The sequence below is a fragment of the Gordonia soli NBRC 108243 genome, from assembly GCF_000334455.1.
Classification (GTDB): domain Bacteria; phylum Actinomycetota; class Actinomycetes; order Mycobacteriales; family Mycobacteriaceae; genus Gordonia; species Gordonia soli.
Genome location: NZ_BANX01000005.1, coordinates 36,238 through 54,203, shown reverse-complemented (window position 1 = coordinate 54,203; position 17,966 = coordinate 36,238). Strand labels below are relative to the sequence as shown.

Genomic DNA, 17,966 nt, shown 5'->3' with positions numbered 1-17,966 from the left:
ATTGACCGAGATGACACCGGACGACGTGCGGCAGATCGATACCGGCGCCGACTTCGATCGGTATGCGCGGGGCTGGCACTGCCTGGGTCTGGCGGACTCATTCCGCGGCGGTCGTCCGCACTCGGTCGACGCCTTCGGCACGCGCATCGTGATCTTCGAGGACGGCGCGGGGGCGATCCGGGTGCTCGACGCGTATTGCCGCCACATGGGCGCCGATCTCGGGATGGGGTCGCTGCGCGACGGCTTCCTCGCCTGTCCGTTCCACGGGTGGCAGTGGGACGGCGCAACCGGCCGTTGCGCCGACGTCCCGTACGCCAAGCGCCGGCCCAAGCTGGCGCGCACCCGCCGCTGGACGACGTCCGAGGTGAACGGGCAACTCCTCGTCTGGCACGACGTCGAGAATCAAGCCCCCGATCCCGCGTGGCTCCCGCCCACGATCGAAGGTTTCGACGAGGGGAGATGGAGTACGTGGGCGTGGCGCAGCGAACTCATCGAGGGATCGCACTGTCGGGAGATCGTCGACAACAACGTCGACATGGCCCACTTCTTCTACATTCATCACGCGTACCCGACGTACTTCGCCAACGTGATCGATGGTCACACCGCCAGTCAGCTGATGCACTCGAAGTCGCGTGAGGATATCTTCGGCGACTCGAAGTACTACCACCCGGACTCCCTGCTGCGTTCGGAGGCAACCTATTTCGGACCGGCGTACATGATCAACTGGTTGCACAACGACATCGGCAGTGGCGGGACGGTCGAGGTGGTGCTCACCAACGCCCACTACCCGGTGACCCAGAATTCGTTCGTGCTGCAGTGGGGCGTGGCGGTTCAGAAGATGCCCGGGCTATCCGACGCCCAGATGTCGCGGATGGCAGAGGCATTCTCCGCCAAGTTCTCCGAGGGATTCCTCGAGGACGTCGAGGTCTGGCGGCACAAGACCCGGATCGACAATCCGCTGCTGACCGAGGAGGACGGGCCGGTATATCAGCAACGTCGGTGGTACGAGCAGTTCTACGTCGACCGCGCCGCCGTCACCCCGGACATGACCGATCGCTACGAGTGTGAGATCGATGTGACCCATGCGCGTGGCGAATGGGACGAGGAGATCCGTCGCAACATGGTGGAACGTCAGCGACTGGCGTCGATCGGTGTCCACTGATGGGCGAGCTCGACGGTCGGGTCACGGTCGTCACGGGTGCGTCCTCAGGACTCGGCGCCGCCACCGCGCGGCTCGTCGCCGAGCGTGGCGCAACGGTATTCGGCGTGGGCCGGGATCGGGATCGGCTCGCCGAGGTGTTTGCCGATATTCCTCACGGCGCGTTCACGATCGCCGACATCGCCGACGCGGACGAGTGTCGCGGTGCAATCGACGAGGCGGTCGCGCGCTTCGGTGGGGTCGACGCCCTCGTCAACGTCGCCGGCTCGCACACGATGCGGCGCACCGAGATGCTCGATGACGCCGAGTGGGCGCGCGACATGGCCGTGAACCTCGACGGCCCGTTCTACCTGTGTCGTGCCTCGCTCCCGCACCTGATCGCACGCGGCGGGAGCATCGTGAACGTCGCGTCGATAGCCGGCGTCGAGGGGCAGGCGTACTCCGCCGGGTACTGCGCAGCCAAGCACGGGCTCGTCGGTCTGACGCGGGCTCTCGCCGTCGAGTACAGCGCAGACCGATTGCGCGTCAACGCCATCTGTCCAGGCGGCATGGACACACGGCAGGTCCGCGGCTTCAGTGCGCCCGAGGACGCAGACTTCGACCTGATCCTGCGTGCGGCGTCGCCACGAGGCCTGATGGACCCGCGACAGGTCGCGACCCTCATCGCCTATCTGATCGGTGACGATGCCGCAGCCGTGCACGGCGCGGTGTACCGGATCGACAACGGCAAGGGCGCCGGCTGAGTCCGTCGGACCTGGTGGGCAGTTGGTTGTTCGGATTGACACACATCACTTCCGGGCACGTGCATGACCGACTCCGGTGCCGCATCGTGATCAGACGCGCGACCGCCACATCAACCAGACGAAGTAGGGCGCACCGATCATCGCGACGACCAGACCCGCTGGGACCTGAGCGGGCGCGATGACGGTTCGGCCGATACTGTCGCCGACGCAGACCAGCGTCCCGCCCAACATCATCGCAACCGGCAGAGCGTGAATGTGGCGGCCACCGGTCAGTGCACGCGCACAATGCGGCGCGACGAGACCGACGAACCCGATCACACCGACCGCCACGACACTGACCGCCGCCAGCGTCGATGCCGCGGTGAGCAGTCCCGCCCGGGCCAGCGTGGGCCGGACACCGAGAATTCGGGGCAGATCGTCATCCACGGCCAGGAGGTCGAGCTCGCGATGTGCCGACAGCAGTAACGGCGCCACGATCCCGAGCGCTGCCAACACGGGTATCACGTCGCCGAACGATCGACCGTAGGTAGTGCCCGACAACCATGTCATGATACGTGGCGTATTCCACGGATCTGCTTGCAGCAGAACAAGTGTCGTCAACGCGGTCAGGCCGTATCCCAGTCCGATCCCGATCAGCACCATACGGCCGGGGGCAAGCCCCCCACGCAGCGCCAGCAGCGTGATGAGAGCGTAGGTGGCCAAGCCCGCCGCCACCGCTACGACCACCATCGTGCTGTGCCCTGAGTCGGGAAAGGCAACCGTTACCAGCGCCGCACCGAATCCAGCGCCTGCGGTTATCCCGAGAAGCCCTGGTTCTGCGAGCGGGTTACGCACACTTGTCTGCACGCTGCTGCCGGCCAACGCCAGTGCCATACCCGCGGCGATTGACGCGACCACACGGGGCGCCCGATCTCGAAAGACGAAATCGATCAGCTGCGGTGCGCTTCCCTGAGCCCATTGCACGAGGTCGCCGACCTTCAACATGACGGAACCAGCCAGTAGTCCGACCATTGCCGCCATGAGCATCAGTGCCGTTGCCACACTCAGCACGAGGATGCATCGGCGTGCTCCGCGCCTACGCACGCGGGCTTGTGTCGGTAACGCCGGCCCGGGGTCACGCATCGTGCGGGCCAGCGCAACCATCACCACCGCACCGAGCAGTGCAGTTGTGACTCCGGTCGGAATCGACGCGGCCGACTGGGCGCCCAGAGCCGTACGGATCACCACGTCGGCGAGCACGACGATCACCGCACCCATGAGCCCCGATGCCGGCAGCAGCAGGATGTGCCGCTGCAATCCCTTCAATCGACTCGCCATGAGCCGCACCATTATCGGGGCGCAGAGGCCGACGAACGCGATGGGACCCGCCACGGTGACCGCGGTGCTGGTGAGCAATACAGCGGCAAGAACGGCGAGGGCACGGGTCCGCCGGACCGGCACCCCCACTGTCGATGCAGCGTCGTCGCCCATCGCCAAGACGTCGAGTCGCCGACCGAGCAAGATGACGGCCACCGCCACCCCTCCGATCACCGGCAGAGCCCGAAGCGCAGCGTCGACGTTGAGCTGCGACAACGACCCGCTCCCCCAAGCGTAGAGACCAGTCGTCTGGGTTTGGAACACCAGAAGCAGCGTCGACGTTGCCGACTGCAACGCCATTGCGACCGCCGAACCGGCGAGGATGAGCCGGGTTGTCGGCGCCCCTGCGCCGCCAGAGAGCACCAAGACCAGGCCCGCTGCGAGTAGGCCACCACTGAATGCCACTCCCGCACTGGCCCATATCGGAATGCTGACACCGACGGCAGCAGTGATGCCGACGGCGAAGTACGACCCCGCGGTGACAGCCAAGGTATCCGGAGACGCCAGCGGGTTCCTGGAAATCGATTGCAGCAGTGTGCCGGCCACACCGAGAGCACTTCCCACGGCGATGCCGGCAAGAAGTCGCGGCAAACGAGACCCCCTGAAGACGTCTCCCACGCTGACATCACCCACCGACTCCGTCTCACCGCGGAGATAGCGGGCGATATCGGCGAGTTCGATGCCGGAAGTTCCCTGACCGAGGTGCCAGATCGCGAGAACTACCAGCACGGTGACCAACACGGCCAAGGTCACGCACGAGCCGACAGCGACACGACCGGACCCGGGACCGCCCCACTCGGAACGTCTCTCGACGCCGGAGCGGGAGCCGCCGGTCGTATTCACTCCGCGATCAACAGATCCACGTATGCGTCGACAGCCTGAACGGCAGAGCGCGGTCCGCCGAAAGTCCAGATCCCGGGCGGGAACGGCTTGGCCCGCCCTTCCTTGACTGCAGGAAGATTGGCCCAGATGGAACTCTTACCGAGTTCTGTGACGTAGTTGTCACTGGTGGGGTCTTCGGTGGCGGTATAGAACAGATTGGCGTCGCCAACGGCGATCATGCCTTCGAGATCTGTCTGCCCGAGTCCATAAGTGCTGTCCACCTGGCCATTCCAGGCTGCAGTCAGACCCAGACGCTCACCGAGAGCGGAGAACAACGCACCCCTCCCGAACGGTCGTATCGTGACGTTTCCGCCCTCGACCCAGCCGTCGAGGTAGACGAAATCCCTGGTCGCCAATCCCGCACGCATGACCTTGGACCGAGCCTCGTCGACATGCGAGTCGAGCTCGGTGAGCACCTGGTCGGCCCGATCTGTGCGCCCCGTCACCTCTGCTATCAAAGTGAACAGCGACCTCATATGTGCCACCGGGTCGGTCGCATCTGCCCCCTTCGTTGCCAGCACTTTGACACCGCGCTTCTCCAGACCGGTGACCCTGGGATCGTCTGCAGCCGTGGCTTCCACGATCACCAGATCAGGCGCCACACCAGCGAGGGCATCCAAGTCCGGTTCGCTTCGGGTTCCGACGTCGGTGACACCGTGCGGCAACTTCTCGGCAGTGTCATAGGCCGCGTAACCCTTCGTGTCAGCGACGGCAACCGGTGTGAGGCACAGCGTGAGCAGGTCTTCGGTCTGCTGCCATTCGGTAGAAGCGACCCTGGCCGCCGGCTTTTCGAGTGTGACTTTCCGGCCGAAGTCGTCGGTCACCGTCACCGCACCGGTTGTGGCCGGGGCGCCTCTCGAGCAACCAGCCGAGCCCGACATCATCGATGGGTCAGGGGCGCCGCCGACATCGGTGGTACCACAACCCGCCATCGCGAGAATGATGACGACTGCCGACGCCACTCGCAGGTTCCGGGATCCAGGTCGAATCATAGCTAGTCCTCGTTCGTGTTGAGAGCGAAATCTTTTGTTGCGAAGCACGTCAGCGACAGTCAAGTGATCAGATCACTTGGCGTTGGCGTTGGCGTTGGCGATCACGGCGACCGAGGGCGTCAATGCGTAGCCTTCCGGTGTCGGCGTCGCGGCTGACCTCGATGGGAATCTGATACACCTCGGTGAGGTTCGCCGAAGTGAGTACCTCGGCGACCGGGCCCGCTCGGTGTACGCGCCCCCCGCACAGCAGCACGACGTTGTCGGCGATCTGGGCTGCCTGGTCGAGATCGTGGAGTACGAGACCGACCGCTACTCCGTGGTCATGCGCGAGATCCTCGATGAGATCGAGAACCTCGACCTGGTAACGCAGATCGAGATGATTCGTCGGCTCGTCCAACAACACGATGTCGGTGTTCTGAGCCAGGCACGCGGCCAGCCACACTCGTTGCATCTCGCCACCCGAGAGGTCCTGGACGCCACGACTTGCGAAAGAAGAAACCCCGGTGAGGTTCATCGCCTCGTCGATCAGAACATTGTCGGCAGAGGTCAGCCTGGCGAATCGATGCCGATGAGGATGGCGCCCGAACGCCACCACATCGCGCACCGACAACCCCTGCGGCGTGGCGCGGATCTGAGCGAACAGCGTGACACGAGCTGCGAACTCGCGAGGGCTCAACAGTGTGGCATCCCGCAGGTGCGCCCGCGACTCGGTCTCTGTACCGCTCTCCAAGCTGCGGCCTATGGAAACGCCACCGTCGGCAATCGGATGAAGCCGAGCCAGCGAACGCAACACGGTGGACTTTCCGCTGCCATTGGCGCCCAGCACCACCGTGATCTGTCCGGCACGCAGCGTCACCGACACTCCGTGAACGACGGGTGTCTTGTCGTACCGCAACTCGAGCTGCTCACCGACGAGGCGAAGCGGATTACTCATTAGGTAAGCCTAACCTGCTCTAAGGAGCCGGTCCTCGGCGCCCGCCGTGGGGCACGCCATGGCGCGGCCTCGGCCTACCTCGCGAACCCGATATTTCGGCACTTCCCGTTTGCCCTCAGTTCACCCGACGCACTCCGTCACGTTCAGCGGCACTCCTAACGTTCCCCGGGTCTCCCACAGCCCGGGAGTGACTCGAAGTGTCTGGAGGACTCTGCCGTGCGCATCCCGCTGCCCTTGTTCACCTCGCCCGCGGCCGATCGACTCGGATCGTCCGGCCGAGCCCGCGTCACCTGCCGCTACAAGTGCGGCGAGGCGTGCTGGCACGAGCCGGGCAACACCAGCGACAACGAGTACTTCCGGGACATGGTGCGGACGAGCATCTCGCGCCGAACGATCCTCCGCTCCTCGGCCGCGGCGGCGGTTGCAGCGGGTGCCACCACCGTTCTCGCCGCGTGTGGCGACTCCGGCGGGTCCGGCCCGACCTCGGCGTCGGCGGGACCGGATGGCGCAGCACCCGGGATGACCTTCGACCCGGTCGCCGCGAACACACAGGACGCCGTGGTGATCCCCGACGGATACCGGCAAGAGATCGTGATCCGTTGGGGTGATCCGGTTCTCCCCGGCGCGCCACAGTTCGACTTCGCCAACCAGACCCCCGAGGCGCAGGCGGGTCAGTTCGGTTTCAACAACGACTTCGCCGGTCTCATCCCGATCGACGGCGTACCCAACCACCACTACCTGGTGGTCAATCAGGAGTACACCACCGAGCAGTTCATGTTCACCGGGTACCAGGAGAAAGCGCCGACCGAGCAGCAGGCACGGATCTCGATGGCCGCGCACGGGATCACCGTGGTCGAGGTGGCCGCGACCCCCGGTACCGGCAAGCTGACACCTGTCGTCGGACAGCGGAATCGCCGCATCACCGCGTCGACCCCCTTCCGACTCGTCGGTCCGGCGGCCGGCTCCGCGCTGGTCAAGACCTCGGCCGACCCGGCAGGCGACACCGTGCTGGGCACCATCGCCAACTGCTCCGGCGGCCTCACCCCCTGGGGCACGATGCTCTCGGGGGAGGAGAACTTCAACAACTATTTCGGTAACGCGAGCAAGGTGACGGACCAGGCAACGAAGGCCGGGCTCGAGCGTTACAGCTTCGAAGACGACGCCGACTACCACCTGTGGGGACGCTTCGACAAGCGGTTCGACCTCGCGCAGGAACCCAACGAGGCCAACCGGTTCGGCTACATCGTCGAGGTCGACCCGCACGACCCGACGTCCACCCCCGTCAAGCACAGCGCTCTCGGACGGCTCAAGCACGAGTCGGCGAACGTGTACGTCGTCGGTTCGGGGCCTGACGAGGGAACGGTTGTCGCGTACAGCGGTGACGACGAGAAGTTCGAGTACATCTACAAGTTCGTGTCGACACGTCGGATCAAGTCCGGCCTGTCGAAGGCCGCACGCACCCACAACATGGGCATCCTCAACGAGGGGACGCTCTACGTCGCCACGTTCACCGGTGACGACCCCGGCGCCGTCGACGGCAGCGGAAAGCTCCCTGCCAGTGGCTCGTTCGCCGGACGCGGCACCTGGGCCAAGCTTCTCACCGTCGATGCGGACGGGAAGTCGACGTCCCACGTGGCGGGCATGACCCCCGAGCAGGTCGCCGTGTGGACGCGACAGGCCGCGGACAAGGCCGGCGCGACCAAGATGGACCGCCCGGAAGACATCGAGGCGAGTCCACGGACCGGAAAGATCTACTGCGCGTTGACCAACAACGACGACCGCGGCACCAGCGGCGAGGCAGCCGCCGATTCGGCCAACCCGCGCAACGAGAACAAGAACGGCCAGATCATCGAGATCACCGACGATCACGTCGGCACCGAGTTCACCTGGGATCTGCTGCTGGTCTGTGGTGATCCGGCGGCGGCCGACACCTACTACGGCGGCTTCGACAAGACCAAGGTCAGTGCGATCTCGTGTCCGGACAACGTCGCATTCGATCCGCATGGCAACCTCTGGGTCTCCACCGACGGCAACGCCCTCGACAGCAACGACGGGTTGTTCGCCGTCGCACTCGACGGCGACCGTCGGGGCGAGACCAAACAGTTCCTCACCGTACCGAAGGGTGCCGAGACCTGCGGTCCCATCATCGACCGCGACCGGGTGATCGTCTGCGTCCAGCATCCGGGTGAGGAAGACGACCACTCGGCCGACAACCCGGCTTCGCACTGGCCCGACGGAGGCTCGTCGCAGCCGCGGCCCTCGGTCGTCGCAGTCTGGAAGGACGGCGGTTCGATCGGCGTCTGATCGCCGCGTCCCCCACCGCGCGGCCGGACTCCGGCCGCGACGTCCGACCCGCCGCGTTCCTCCGTCCCGACTTCGTCTTCCGCGTGCAGACTGCGGAAAAAGCGGTTCGCGACGGAGGAACCGCTGCTGGGAGGGCTTCGTGGTCCGCGCTCCGCATCGGACGCGATGTCCGGATCGTCCGACATGTCGCATGGATCACACGCTGTCTGCTTTTATTTCGTAAGCCTAAGTATTAACGTGTCCGATGTGTCCGAGAACATCGCAGACCTGGCCGGCCGGATTCGCCCCTCGCTGATCCGGCTCTACCTCGCGATGCGTCGGCACACACCGATCCCGGAGTACACCGCCGCTCAGGCGTCGGCACTCGCGACGCTCGTCGACCACGGACCGCTGCGGATGGGCGAACTCGCCGACCGCGAGTCCATCCGCATGCCCACCGCGACCGCCCTCGTCGACGGTCTCTGCAAAGCGGATCTCGTCGAGCGCACCCCTGATCCGGCCGACCGTCGCGCCGTCCAGGTGGCCCTCACCGACCACGGCCGTGACGTCCTACGACGCGTCGGCAGTGAGCGCGACGTGGTCTTGACCCGCGCACTCGCCGATCTGTCCGACGAACACCGGGATGCGCTCGCCGCTGCGGCGCCGGCGCTACAGGCACTGCGCGACCGCCTCGACAAACCGGATCGCGCCTCCGCATCCCCCGACCATCGAAAGTGACCCCGTGACCACCACCGACACCCCGGCATCCACCCCCACGGCGCACAGCGCGCCCCAGCCATCCCACTCATCGCACGGCGCGCATTCGGAGTCCCTGATCGAGACCTTCCGGCAGCAGCCACGCACCGTGTGGGTGACCGCCTTCGCGGCCGTCATCGCCTTCATGGGAATCGGACTGGTCGACCCGATCCTCCACTCGATCGCCGAGGCACTCAACGCCCCGCCCAACAAACTCACGCTCCTGTTCGGCGTGTACGTGGGGGTGCAGTGCGTCGCGATGCTGATCACCGGATGGTCGGCATACCGATTCGGACCCAAGCGCACGCTCGTCGTCGGGCTCGCGCTCATCGTCATCGCGGCCGGGATCTCGGCGTTCGGCAGCGACATCGACCAGCTGATCGCCTACCGCGTGCTCTGGGGTCTGGGCAACGCACTGTTCCTCGCCACCGCATTGGCTTTCATCGTCAGCGCCGCCAAGGGCAGTCAGGCGGGCGCGATCATGCTCTACGAGGCGGCCCTCGGCGCGGGCCTCGCCATCGGCCCGCTGCTCGGCGCCGTCCTCGGCGAGTGGACCTGGCGTGCGCCGTTCGGCGGCACCGCGATCCTCATGCTCGTCGGCGCGATCCTCTGCGCGACGATGCTCCCCGCGGACGGTCCCCGCACCGAGCGTCAGCCGGTCACCATCTCCGATCCGCTTCGGGCCCTGCGAAACCGGACGCTGCTGATCACCTCCATCGGGTCGGCCTTCTACACCGGAGCGCTGTTCACCGTGATCGCCTGGGCACCGATTGCCATGGGTCTCCGACCCATCTACGCCGGTCTCGTCTTCTTCGGATGGGGTCTGCTGACCGCTCTCGCCGGCGTCTTCCTCGCTCCGCCACTCGCGGCACGGATCGGTCAGAAGGCCGGCGTGCTGGTCGCCATCGGCGGTTACGCACTCGTCATGGCGCTCGCGGCGATCGGCACCCTCACCGACACGGTCTGGTTGATCGGTCTCGCGGTGATCCTGTCCGGCCTGCCGTCAGGCGTCCTCAACACCCTGTTCACCGGGGTGGCCATGTCGTCCGGCGACGAGAACACGCCACGGTCGGTGTCCAGCGCCGGCTACTCCTTCCTGCGCTGGATGGGCGCGGCGATCGCCGCAGTGCTGGTCGCCTACCTGGCCGAATGGTTCGGATCGGCAGCCGTGCCGTTCTGGTTCGCCGTGGGCTACTGCGTCGTCGCCATGCTCGCAGTGGGCCTGGTCCGCGGAGCCCCCGCCAAGGAGACCGTGGTCGACGACGAAGCCGCACTCGTCGGCGCCGAGGAGTACTGAGTCAGCACCGCATCGACCTGATGTCCACGAACCGCCGTCGAGCACGTCCGACGGCTTTCGACCACCGGATCCGCGGAGCTCGCGAGAGAGACCCGACGTGTGGAGATGCCCGCCGATCGTTGTGATCGGCGGGCATCTCGCGTCAGGGTCGGATCATCGGGCCTGCGCGCAGGTGGTGTCCGATGCCCGATCGAGCCGCACATCGACCGAGTCGAGGGTCGGCTCCAGGAACTGCAGGTGATCGATCAACGACTTGGGCAACGAGACCGGCGGCTGGGCGTAGCTGCTGCCGTCGGCGGTGCTCTGGGTGTAGAGCGAGAAGCTGCCCGACGTGTCGGCGTTGTAGCCACCGTAGGTCTGCAGCGCCTTGGCCACCATCGTCTGGAACGGGTTGAGCCCCAGGGTGTCCAGGTTGATTGACGGGTTCAGACGCATCCGGATTCCCTGCGGGATGCCGTCGGCGGTGGTCCCGTCGGTGCGGGTGCCGGGGTAGACGAAGTTCTGCGAACCGATCGGCACGGCGAATCGCAGAGCATGGTCGATCACCCCGCGTGACACGTCGCGCGGCGTGATCATGCCTGCGACATAGGAGAACTCGCCTCCCGCGTGGGCCGGACCGGCCACATGACCCCCGGAGCCCGTGTAGGCGTGATAGGTCGCGTGGGCGATCGCGCTCCCCGACCCGGCGTTGAATCCCTGGAACTCGTACAGGCATCCATCGGCCTGGTCGATCACCGCGAGGTGCGCATCGCCGTCCGGCGATGGCACGTAGTTGCTGCGATACGGGATACTGACCGTCTTGTTCGCGTTGTTGGACACGCGGATCGACTTCTTGGGAGTGCCTGCCGGCGCGAGGTAGAGGGTGGTGGTCCACGCCCGCGAGTTCATCGCGATCTCGCGGATGGCCGACGAGTTGCGCAGCATCGTCACCCAGCGAGACGTCCGGGAGTCGAGTTGCACCCCGGTGGGAACCGGCGTGTTCCAGAAGGAGTCACCGGCGAAGTACCGTCCGTCGGCGCTGCTGCGTGCGCTGGGCCCGGCCCCGGCCTGGGATACGGAGAAGTGCTGGATGGCCGTCCCACCCGCGTCGATGATGGCCACCTTGACGCGGTGGCGGCCGGCGGTCACCGTGCGGACCTCCTCGAATCGACCCCAGGTGTTGGTAGCCCACTTGTCGATGATCAGGGCGTCGTCGAGCCAGACGCGCACGCCGACGTCGCCGGTGTCGGCGCCGAAGGTGTACGAGCCGGTGACCGGGAAGTCCGGCGCGCCACTGTACTCGATGCCGAAGTTGTCGGCGCGGACCCCCGTCGCCGGAGAGCGCGTACCGAAGTTGCCACCCACGGAGACCTCGCATCGTTCCAGCACGGGCGCACCGGCGAGGGTCGTGTTGTTGAAGTACCTCGCCTTGTACTCGCGTGCTGCACAACCTGTTCCGGGTGGTGTCGTCGTGGGTGGCGTCGTCGTCGGTGGCGTCGTCGTCGGTGGCGTCGTCGGCGGCGGAGTTGTCGTCGGTGGCGTCGTCGTCGGAGGGGTACTCGACGGTGGCGTACTCGATGTCGGGGGTGCCGCGATGTCGGTGATGGTGTCGACGTACAGGTTCCGATCGCAGAGGAACCACGAGTAGTCGTTGATGTAGGTGACCGCGATGCTGTGTCGTCCGGCAGCCGCGGTGAACGGGACCGTGTAGTCGGTCCAGGTGGTCGCGGCGACGGTCACCGTGCTCACGGCGACGCCGTCGAGGCTCACCCGCATCTGCGGGGACCCGTTGCAGTTGGTCGCCTTCGCGCGGATACGTACTCCGTTGAGCGCACCGGTGTCGGCGGTGTAGGTCACCTGGCTGTTGGTCGCGGCCAGCGTGACGGCCTTCTTGCCGGACGCGGTCGAGTCCGAGAGTTGGTAGATGGTGCCCGACGTCGCCAGCGTCTCGGCCTCGACGGTGGCAGCGGCGGCACTGGGTATCGCGACGACGACCAGACAGCCGACGACCGTCGCGGAGAGGCCGACGACACCGACCTTCCAGTAGCGCCTGGTACCGCGGACCCGCTCCGAGGGGATCATGGTCGCCTTTCACTTTGGCCCCTCCCCTAACTCCAGTAACTTAGTGGCGTAAGTCATACCTCGGGTGTCGTAGCGATAACGGGCAGGTGTCGGTTCGGCCCTGCCGCGCGAGTGCAGACCGAAAGTCGCTGTGCCGGAGTCGATTCGTTGACACATCACTGATCGCTGATTCGACATCGACAATCCCACGGCGTGGGATCGGGAGTTCACGCGGGCTCGGCGCGCCGCCCCACTCCGGTACGAAATCAGTACGCCAGCGCCGAGCCGGCGACACTACGTCAACGCCCGCAAGCCCACGTACAGATTTCGTACCGGCCAGGCGACCCAACCAGCACCAGACCGACGGCCCGACTCAGTCCAACGGCGCGGTGGTCGAGCGCACGACGAGCTCGGGCTCGAGGACCACCGTCTCGACGTCGGTGCGACCGTCGTCCAGCCTCGACACGAGCGCGCCGATCGCGACGCGCGCCTGCTCGACCGGAGACTGACTGACGGTGGTGAGATCGAGGTGACCCAGTCGGGCGAGCGGGCTGTCGTCGTATCCCGCGACAGACACATCGCCGGGTACCTCGACGCCGGCTCGGCGCAACGTGTCGATGACCCCGACGGCGACCGGATCGTTGACGCACGTCACCGCGGTCGGGAGACCGTCGGCAAGCATCGCGGTCGCGGCCGCAGCACCGGACTCGGCCGTGAAGTCGCCGTCGACCACCCGCGATTGCGCTTCCAGTCCGTGCCGTCGCATCGCACGCAGGTAGCCGTTGCGCCGATCACCGGCGATGACCCCGCGTCCACCCGAGACATGCGCGATCTGCGAATGCCCCAGGGAAGAGAGATGATCGACGACCTGCGCGATGCCCTTGCTGTCGTTCGCCCGGACCACGTCGACGACACCACCGGGCACACGTCGACCGATCGAGACCGTCGGCACCTGGGCGCCGAGCGTCGTCAGCGCCGAGTTCGACAGCTGCGGGCCGAGCAGAAGCATGCCCTCGCAACGGAAGTCCAGCAGTGTGTCGACCACCCGGGCCTCGACGTTCCGCGATGTCACCGCGCCGAGGACCACCTCATAACCGGCGTCGTCGGCGACCTCGACCAGGTGCTCGACCACCTCGGCATGGAAGCTGTTGGAGATCAGCGCCGAGACGCCCAACAGGTGTGATCGCTTTGCCGTCATGAGTGCGGCGGCGCGGTTGACGCGGTAGCCGAGTTCGTGGGCCGCCTCGATCACCTTCTCGCGCGTGGCCGAGCTGGGGCCCGGTTGATTCCGGAACACGAGCGACACCAGGGCTTTCGACACTCCCACGCGATCGGCGACATCCTGCATCGTCGGCCGCCGCTGTCCATCAGTCACCCGGCCATCCTCTCGCACAGCTGTACGGGACGCCTATTCAGTCCAGCCAATCCAGGACCGACGCCGCGGTCCAGCTCTGTTGCATGCTGCCGAGCGGTTCGCCGGTGAACGGTTCGTAGTACTCGGCGAACGCCCCGTCGGTGGCCTGACGCAGACCCTCCTCACGCAGACGCGCCGACCGCTCGGTCCAGCCGCGCCGGGCGAAGGCCCAGCTGAACAGCCACGTCATCACCGGCCACACGGGGCCACGCCAGTACTCGCGCGAACGGAAGTCCATGGAGATCGGCGATGTCGACGGCGGCACCGCGTACCGGAGGTCGGGATGGCCACAGAAGCGCGGGCCGTCGAACAGTCGGAGCAGTGCGCGCTCCCGCTCGCGGGAGAGTCCGCCACAGATCAGCGGGGCGAACACGGCGATGGTCTCGGTGTTGATCCAGGAGTTCGCGCGGAGGTCGAAATCCCGTGCGGCCCCGTTGCGCTCGTTGGTCGCGGCCACCACACCGTTGCGGAATCGCTCCGACCACGCACGCAGGTCGCGCACATCCGACCGCGGCTTGGAGTAGTCCTCGCCGATGGTGGCCAGGACGTCGCAGGCCACGGAGAAGATGGCGCTGACGAAGACATCCTCCACCGCGAAGCTCATCACGGACGGCAGGACCGCATCGTCGTAGTTGGCACGCTTCATCTGCTCGACCAGCCACAGGTAGCGGTCGTACTCGAGGTCGGACGGGCGCATCGAGTTGTCGGAGACATGGTCGAGGTCGGCGCGGCTGTACGGCGGGAGATCGTCGCCGGGAACCACATTCGCGTAAGCGGCATCCCAGCGCGGCGAGTTGTCCATGCCCGATTCCCAGCCGTGGAAGATCGTCACCCGACCACGCCCCTCCGGATCCCGCGCATGTGCCAGCCACCGATGCCATCGCACCAACGACCCCCACCGGCGATCGATGAACTCGTTGGCGGCCGATCGGGTGGTCCGGCCGTGGCGTCGAGAGTGATCGAGGATGCGCTGCACGGCGATCGCGTGGACGGGCGGTTGGGTGATGCCCGAGGTGTCGGGGAACTCCGGCGCATCGGCCGCGAGCCGCGCGCACTCCCAACGCGCGGGGCCGGGGAAATAACCGTCGCGACCGTTCGCGAACACGATGTGCGGGATCATCCCGTTGTCCCATTGCGCCGACAGCAGGGTGTCCATCTCGATGACCGCGCGCTCCACCGACAGCGGCGCGAGTCCGACGGTCACGAAGGCCGCGTCCCAGCTCCACATGTGCGGGTAGAGGCGCGGCGCAGCGCTGGTCATCGTGCCCAGGTCGTTGCCGCGGAGGAGATAGGCAGCTCGGGCGGACAGCTGGGTCGGGGTGAATCCGTAGCGCGCCACGCGTCGATTCTGCACCGGTCGCCCCTCGACTGCGCACCGAGGCCTGGAGCCGTCGCCCCGGGCCCGCCCGACCCGACGAGATCTGTACGCCTGCGCGCAACCGACGACACTACGTCGACCGCCCGGCCGCCACGTACAGACTTCGCGCGGCCGGCGCCGTGGCCGGACCATCCAGGATGGTTCGACCCACGAGCGGCCATCCGCCCGCGGCGTAGGGTCGACGGCGTGCCCACCGCCCTGATCACCGGAGCGAGCCGCGGCCTCGGTGCCGAGATCGCCAGACAACTCGCACCCACCCACGACCTGCTGCTCGGCGGTCGACCATCGGCCGAACTCGACGCTCTCGCCACCGAACTCGACGGCGCGAGCACGTTTGCCGTCGAGCTCACCGACCACGAGGAGCTCGAGGGCGCGACCGAGGCGATCAGCGAGCTCGACGTGCTCGTACACAACGCCGGGGTCGGGAGCAGCCTGGAGAAGATCGCCGACACCCCGGTCGAGGAGTGGCAGCACGTCCTCGGCGTCAACCTGATCGCAGTGGCCGAGCTGACCCGACTGCTGCTCCCCGCGTTACGTGCTGCCCGCGGCCACGTGGTGTTCGTCAACTCCGGCGCCGGCCGCAACGCCCGTCCCGGGTGGGCACCCTATGCGGCGAGCAAGTTCGGGGTGACCGCTCTGGCGCAGGCACTTCGCGGTGAGGAGCCGGAGATCCGGGTGACTTCGGTCTTCCCCGGCCGCATCGACACCGACATGCAGCGCGACATCGTGGCCATCGAGGGTGACGAGTACGACCGGTCCCGGTTCTTGAAGCCCGCCACGGTGGCCGCGGCCATCGTCCACGCGATCGCCACCCCCGGCGACGCACATCCCGAGGACATCATCCTGAAGCCGACCGGACGCGGCTGACCGGAGCCGCGCGGACCATCTACATGTCCGTACGGATCCACAGCTCATATGATTCGTCCCGCTCATCCGATCGGGTGAGCGGGACGACATCGGTTGCAACGGCCCGCCGGGCGCTCGCGCCGGGGCCGAGAACTCAGAGTTGCTTCAGATCGGACTGTTCCCACACGGCTCGCATCGAGACGATCTTGCCCTGATCGTCGAACACCATGATGTCGATGGGAGTGATCTCGAACTTCATCCCCGACGTCCCGGTCACCAGGGTGAACTCGAAGACCGCGGTGTCGCCCGCGATCTTCTTCCACTTGAGCGTGGCGGTCCGCTCGTCCATGCCGGTGATGATCCCGTAGAACTCCACGAACGCTTCCCGCGTGGAACGGATGTCGGCACCGATCGGGTCCTCGACCGTCGCGTTCGCCGCGTAGAGGTCGGCGATCTGCTCCGCGGTCCCGTTGTTCAGCAGTTCGACGTAGCTGTCGACCACCGCGTTGATCTTTGCGCTGAGGCTCTCTTGTTCGACGGTCATGCCAGGCCTTCCGATGAGAAACTAGAACGTGTTCTAGTCGATCACCGTAGCATCGGCACACCCGCGCCGACCAGGCTTCGACCACTTGCCCCCGCCACCGTCGGCGAGCAGCAGAGCGCCCCGACCGAGAGCGGAGGCTCGGCCGGGGCGGTGCTCACGAACGGATCAGACGAGCCGCTCGTAGATCGTGGCGTTGGCGAGTCCGCCTGCCTCACACATCGTCTGGAGCAGGTAGCGGCCGCCGCGCTGCTCCAGTGCGTTGAGACCGGTGGTCGCGAGGCGGGCACCGCTTGCACCCAGCGGATGACCGATCGCGATGGCGCCACCGTTGACGTTCACCTTGGCCGGGTCGACACCCAGTTCCTTCTCCCACGCCAGCACGACGGGCGCGAACGCCTCGTTGACCTCGAAGAGATCGATGTCGGCGAGGTCGAGTCCACCACGGGCCAGCACCTTGCGCGTGGCCGGGATGATGGCGGTGAGCATCAGCAGCGGATCGTCGCCCGCCACCGCGATCGTGTGGACCCGCGCGCGGGCCCGGAGGCCGAGTTCTGCGGCCTTCTCCTCACTCATCAGCAGCAGCGCCGCCGAGCCGTCACTGATCTGGCTCGCGCTCGCTGCGGTGATCCGCCAGTCGATCTGCGGGAAGCGCCGACCGATGCCCTCGTCGAAGTACGCCGGCCGCAGACCGGCCAGACCCTCGAGCGTGCTGCCGGTGCGGATGCCCTCGTCGGCGGTCAGCCCCGCCAACGGCGCGATCTCCGCATCGAAGAGTCCGTTCTTGGACGCGGTGGCGGCGAGATCGTGCGAGCGTAGGGCGAATTCGTCGATCTGCGTCCGCGAGATGTCCCATTCGGTGGCGATGAGCTCGGCCGAGATGCCCTGGCCGACCAGCCCTTCCGGATACCGCTCGTCGAAGGCGACGCCGTTGAGGTTCTCCGTACCGAACGCGGCCGACCCCATCGGGACGCGCGACATCGACTCGACACCGGCCGCCACGACGATGTCGTGGGTACCCGATGCGATGGCTTGCGCCGCGAACGCGATCGCCTGCTGGCCGCTGCCACACTGCCGGTCCACCGACACCCCCGGGACCGACTCCGGATATCCCGCGGCCAGGAGCGCGCGGCGGGCGAGGTTCAAGCTCTGCTCGCCTGCCTGACTGACCACGCCGGTGATGACGTCGTCGATCTGGGCGGGATCGATCCCGGTGCGGGTCACGATCTCTCGAAGGCTGTGCGCCAGCATGTCGACCGGATGGACGTCGTGCAGTGCGCCGGTGGCCTTGCCCTTGCCGACCGGAGTCCGTACCGCGTCGACGATGACTGCGTTGGTCATGATC

The 17,966-nt window shown here is 66.8% G+C and carries 14 protein-coding genes; 6 read left to right on the top strand and 8 right to left on the bottom strand.

Translation table 11 applies throughout. The features are described from left to right. The first annotated feature begins 10 nt into the window (after positions 1-10). A complete protein-coding gene (locus tag GS4_RS03190) occupies positions 11-1,162 on the top strand; it encodes a 3-ketosteroid-9-alpha-monooxygenase, oxygenase component (RefSeq protein ID WP_040509493.1) in 1,152 nt (383 codons plus the stop codon). Continuing rightward, positions 1,162-1,902, top strand: a complete 741-nt coding sequence (locus GS4_RS03185; protein ID WP_007617456.1) for an SDR family NAD(P)-dependent oxidoreductase — start codon at positions 1,162-1,164, stop codon at positions 1,900-1,902. The genes GS4_RS03190 and GS4_RS03185 overlap by 1 nt, the downstream gene beginning before the upstream one ends. Before the next feature lie 90 nt (positions 1,903-1,992). Here GS4_RS03185 and GS4_RS03180 read toward each other — a convergent pair whose 3' ends face one another. The 3 genes from GS4_RS03180 to GS4_RS03170 all read right to left on the bottom strand — a co-directional run bounded on the left by GS4_RS03180 (position 1,993) and on the right by GS4_RS03170 (position 6,066). Beyond that, complete coding sequence (locus tag GS4_RS03180) at positions 1,993-4,011, bottom strand: iron ABC transporter permease (RefSeq protein WP_245555549.1); 2,019 nt, start codon at positions 4,009-4,011, stop codon at positions 1,993-1,995. Positions 4,012-4,097: 86 nt separating this feature from the next. Continuing rightward, positions 4,098-4,970 carry an ABC transporter substrate-binding protein gene (locus GS4_RS03175; protein WP_217997671.1) on the bottom strand — a complete coding sequence of 291 codons (873 nt, stop codon included), beginning with the start codon at positions 4,968-4,970 and terminating at the stop codon, positions 4,098-4,100. A gap of 229 nt (positions 4,971-5,199) precedes the next feature. Continuing rightward, the gene (locus GS4_RS03170; RefSeq protein ID WP_007617439.1) at positions 5,200-6,066 is read right to left on the bottom strand and encodes an ABC transporter ATP-binding protein; all 867 of its coding nucleotides are present in this window, start codon (positions 6,064-6,066) and stop codon (positions 5,200-5,202) included. Between the two features lie 216 nt (positions 6,067-6,282). Between GS4_RS03170 and GS4_RS03165 the strand changes: the two genes are divergently transcribed. From GS4_RS03165 to GS4_RS03155, 3 genes are all read left to right on the top strand, one after another. Beyond that, positions 6,283-8,370, top strand: a complete 2,088-nt coding sequence (locus tag GS4_RS03165) for a PhoX family protein (protein WP_007617437.1) — start codon at positions 6,283-6,285, stop codon at positions 8,368-8,370. A gap of 246 nt (positions 8,371-8,616) precedes the next feature. Further along, positions 8,617-9,087: a MarR family winged helix-turn-helix transcriptional regulator gene (locus GS4_RS03160; RefSeq protein WP_439644591.1), complete on the top strand. Its 471-nt coding sequence runs from the start codon at positions 8,617-8,619 to the stop codon at positions 9,085-9,087. 4 nt (positions 9,088-9,091) lie between these two features. Further along, positions 9,092-10,402 carry an MFS transporter gene (locus GS4_RS03155; protein ID WP_007617433.1) on the top strand — a complete coding sequence of 437 codons (1,311 nt, stop codon included), beginning with the start codon at positions 9,092-9,094 and terminating at the stop codon, positions 10,400-10,402. Positions 10,403-10,555: 153 nt separating this feature from the next. On the opposite strand, the gene GS4_RS03150 is transcribed toward GS4_RS03155, so the two are convergent. The 3 genes from GS4_RS03150 to ggh all read right to left on the bottom strand — a co-directional run bounded on the left by GS4_RS03150 (position 10,556) and on the right by ggh (position 15,195). Beyond that, positions 10,556-12,463 carry a carbohydrate-binding domain-containing protein gene (locus tag GS4_RS03150; RefSeq protein ID WP_007617431.1) on the bottom strand — a complete coding sequence of 636 codons (1,908 nt, stop codon included), beginning with the start codon at positions 12,461-12,463 and terminating at the stop codon, positions 10,556-10,558. A gap of 352 nt (positions 12,464-12,815) precedes the next feature. Continuing rightward, the gene (locus GS4_RS03145) at positions 12,816-13,790 is read right to left on the bottom strand and encodes a LacI family DNA-binding transcriptional regulator (protein ID WP_007617430.1); all 975 of its coding nucleotides are present in this window, start codon (positions 13,788-13,790) and stop codon (positions 12,816-12,818) included. 64 nt (positions 13,791-13,854) lie between these two features. Then, positions 13,855-15,195 (bottom strand): glucosylglycerate hydrolase, encoded by a 1,341-nt coding sequence (gene ggh / locus GS4_RS03140; RefSeq protein ID WP_040509385.1) that lies wholly within the window; start codon positions 15,193-15,195, stop codon positions 13,855-13,857. 225 nt (positions 15,196-15,420) lie between these two features. Between ggh and GS4_RS03135 the strand changes: the two genes are divergently transcribed. Continuing rightward, positions 15,421-16,101 carry an SDR family oxidoreductase gene (locus GS4_RS03135; RefSeq protein WP_007617427.1) on the top strand — a complete coding sequence of 227 codons (681 nt, stop codon included), beginning with the start codon at positions 15,421-15,423 and terminating at the stop codon, positions 16,099-16,101. A gap of 133 nt (positions 16,102-16,234) precedes the next feature. Here GS4_RS03135 and GS4_RS03130 read toward each other — a convergent pair whose 3' ends face one another. Further along, complete coding sequence (locus tag GS4_RS03130; RefSeq protein ID WP_007617425.1) at positions 16,235-16,624, bottom strand: nuclear transport factor 2 family protein; 390 nt, start codon at positions 16,622-16,624, stop codon at positions 16,235-16,237. A 165-nt stretch (positions 16,625-16,789) separates the two neighbouring features. Beyond that, a complete protein-coding gene (locus GS4_RS03125) occupies positions 16,790-17,962 on the bottom strand; it encodes an acetyl-CoA C-acyltransferase (RefSeq protein ID WP_007617423.1) in 1,173 nt (390 codons plus the stop codon). Positions 17,963-17,966 lie beyond the last annotated feature (4 nt).

Coding starts and splice junctions, on each gene's coding strand:
- GS4_RS03190 (WP_040509493.1), top strand. CDS start 11: ATGACACCGGACGACGTGCGGCAGATCGATACCGGCGCCGACTTCGAT.
- GS4_RS03185 (WP_007617456.1), top strand. CDS start 1,162: ATGGGCGAGCTCGACGGTCGGGTCACGGTCGTCACGGGTGCGTCCTCA.
- GS4_RS03170 (WP_007617439.1), bottom strand. CDS start 6,066: ATGAGTAATCCGCTTCGCCTCGTCGGTGAGCAGCTCGAGTTGCGGTAC.
- GS4_RS03150 (WP_007617431.1), bottom strand. CDS start 12,463: ATGATCCCCTCGGAGCGGGTCCGCGGTACCAGGCGCTACTGGAAGGTC.
- GS4_RS03145 (WP_007617430.1), bottom strand. CDS start 13,790: ATGCAGGATGTCGCCGATCGCGTGGGAGTGTCGAAAGCCCTGGTGTCG.
- GS4_RS03130 (WP_007617425.1), bottom strand. CDS start 16,624: ATGACCGTCGAACAAGAGAGCCTCAGCGCAAAGATCAACGCGGTGGTC.
- GS4_RS03125 (WP_007617423.1), bottom strand. CDS start 17,962: ATGACCAACGCAGTCATCGTCGACGCGGTACGGACTCCGGTCGGCAAG.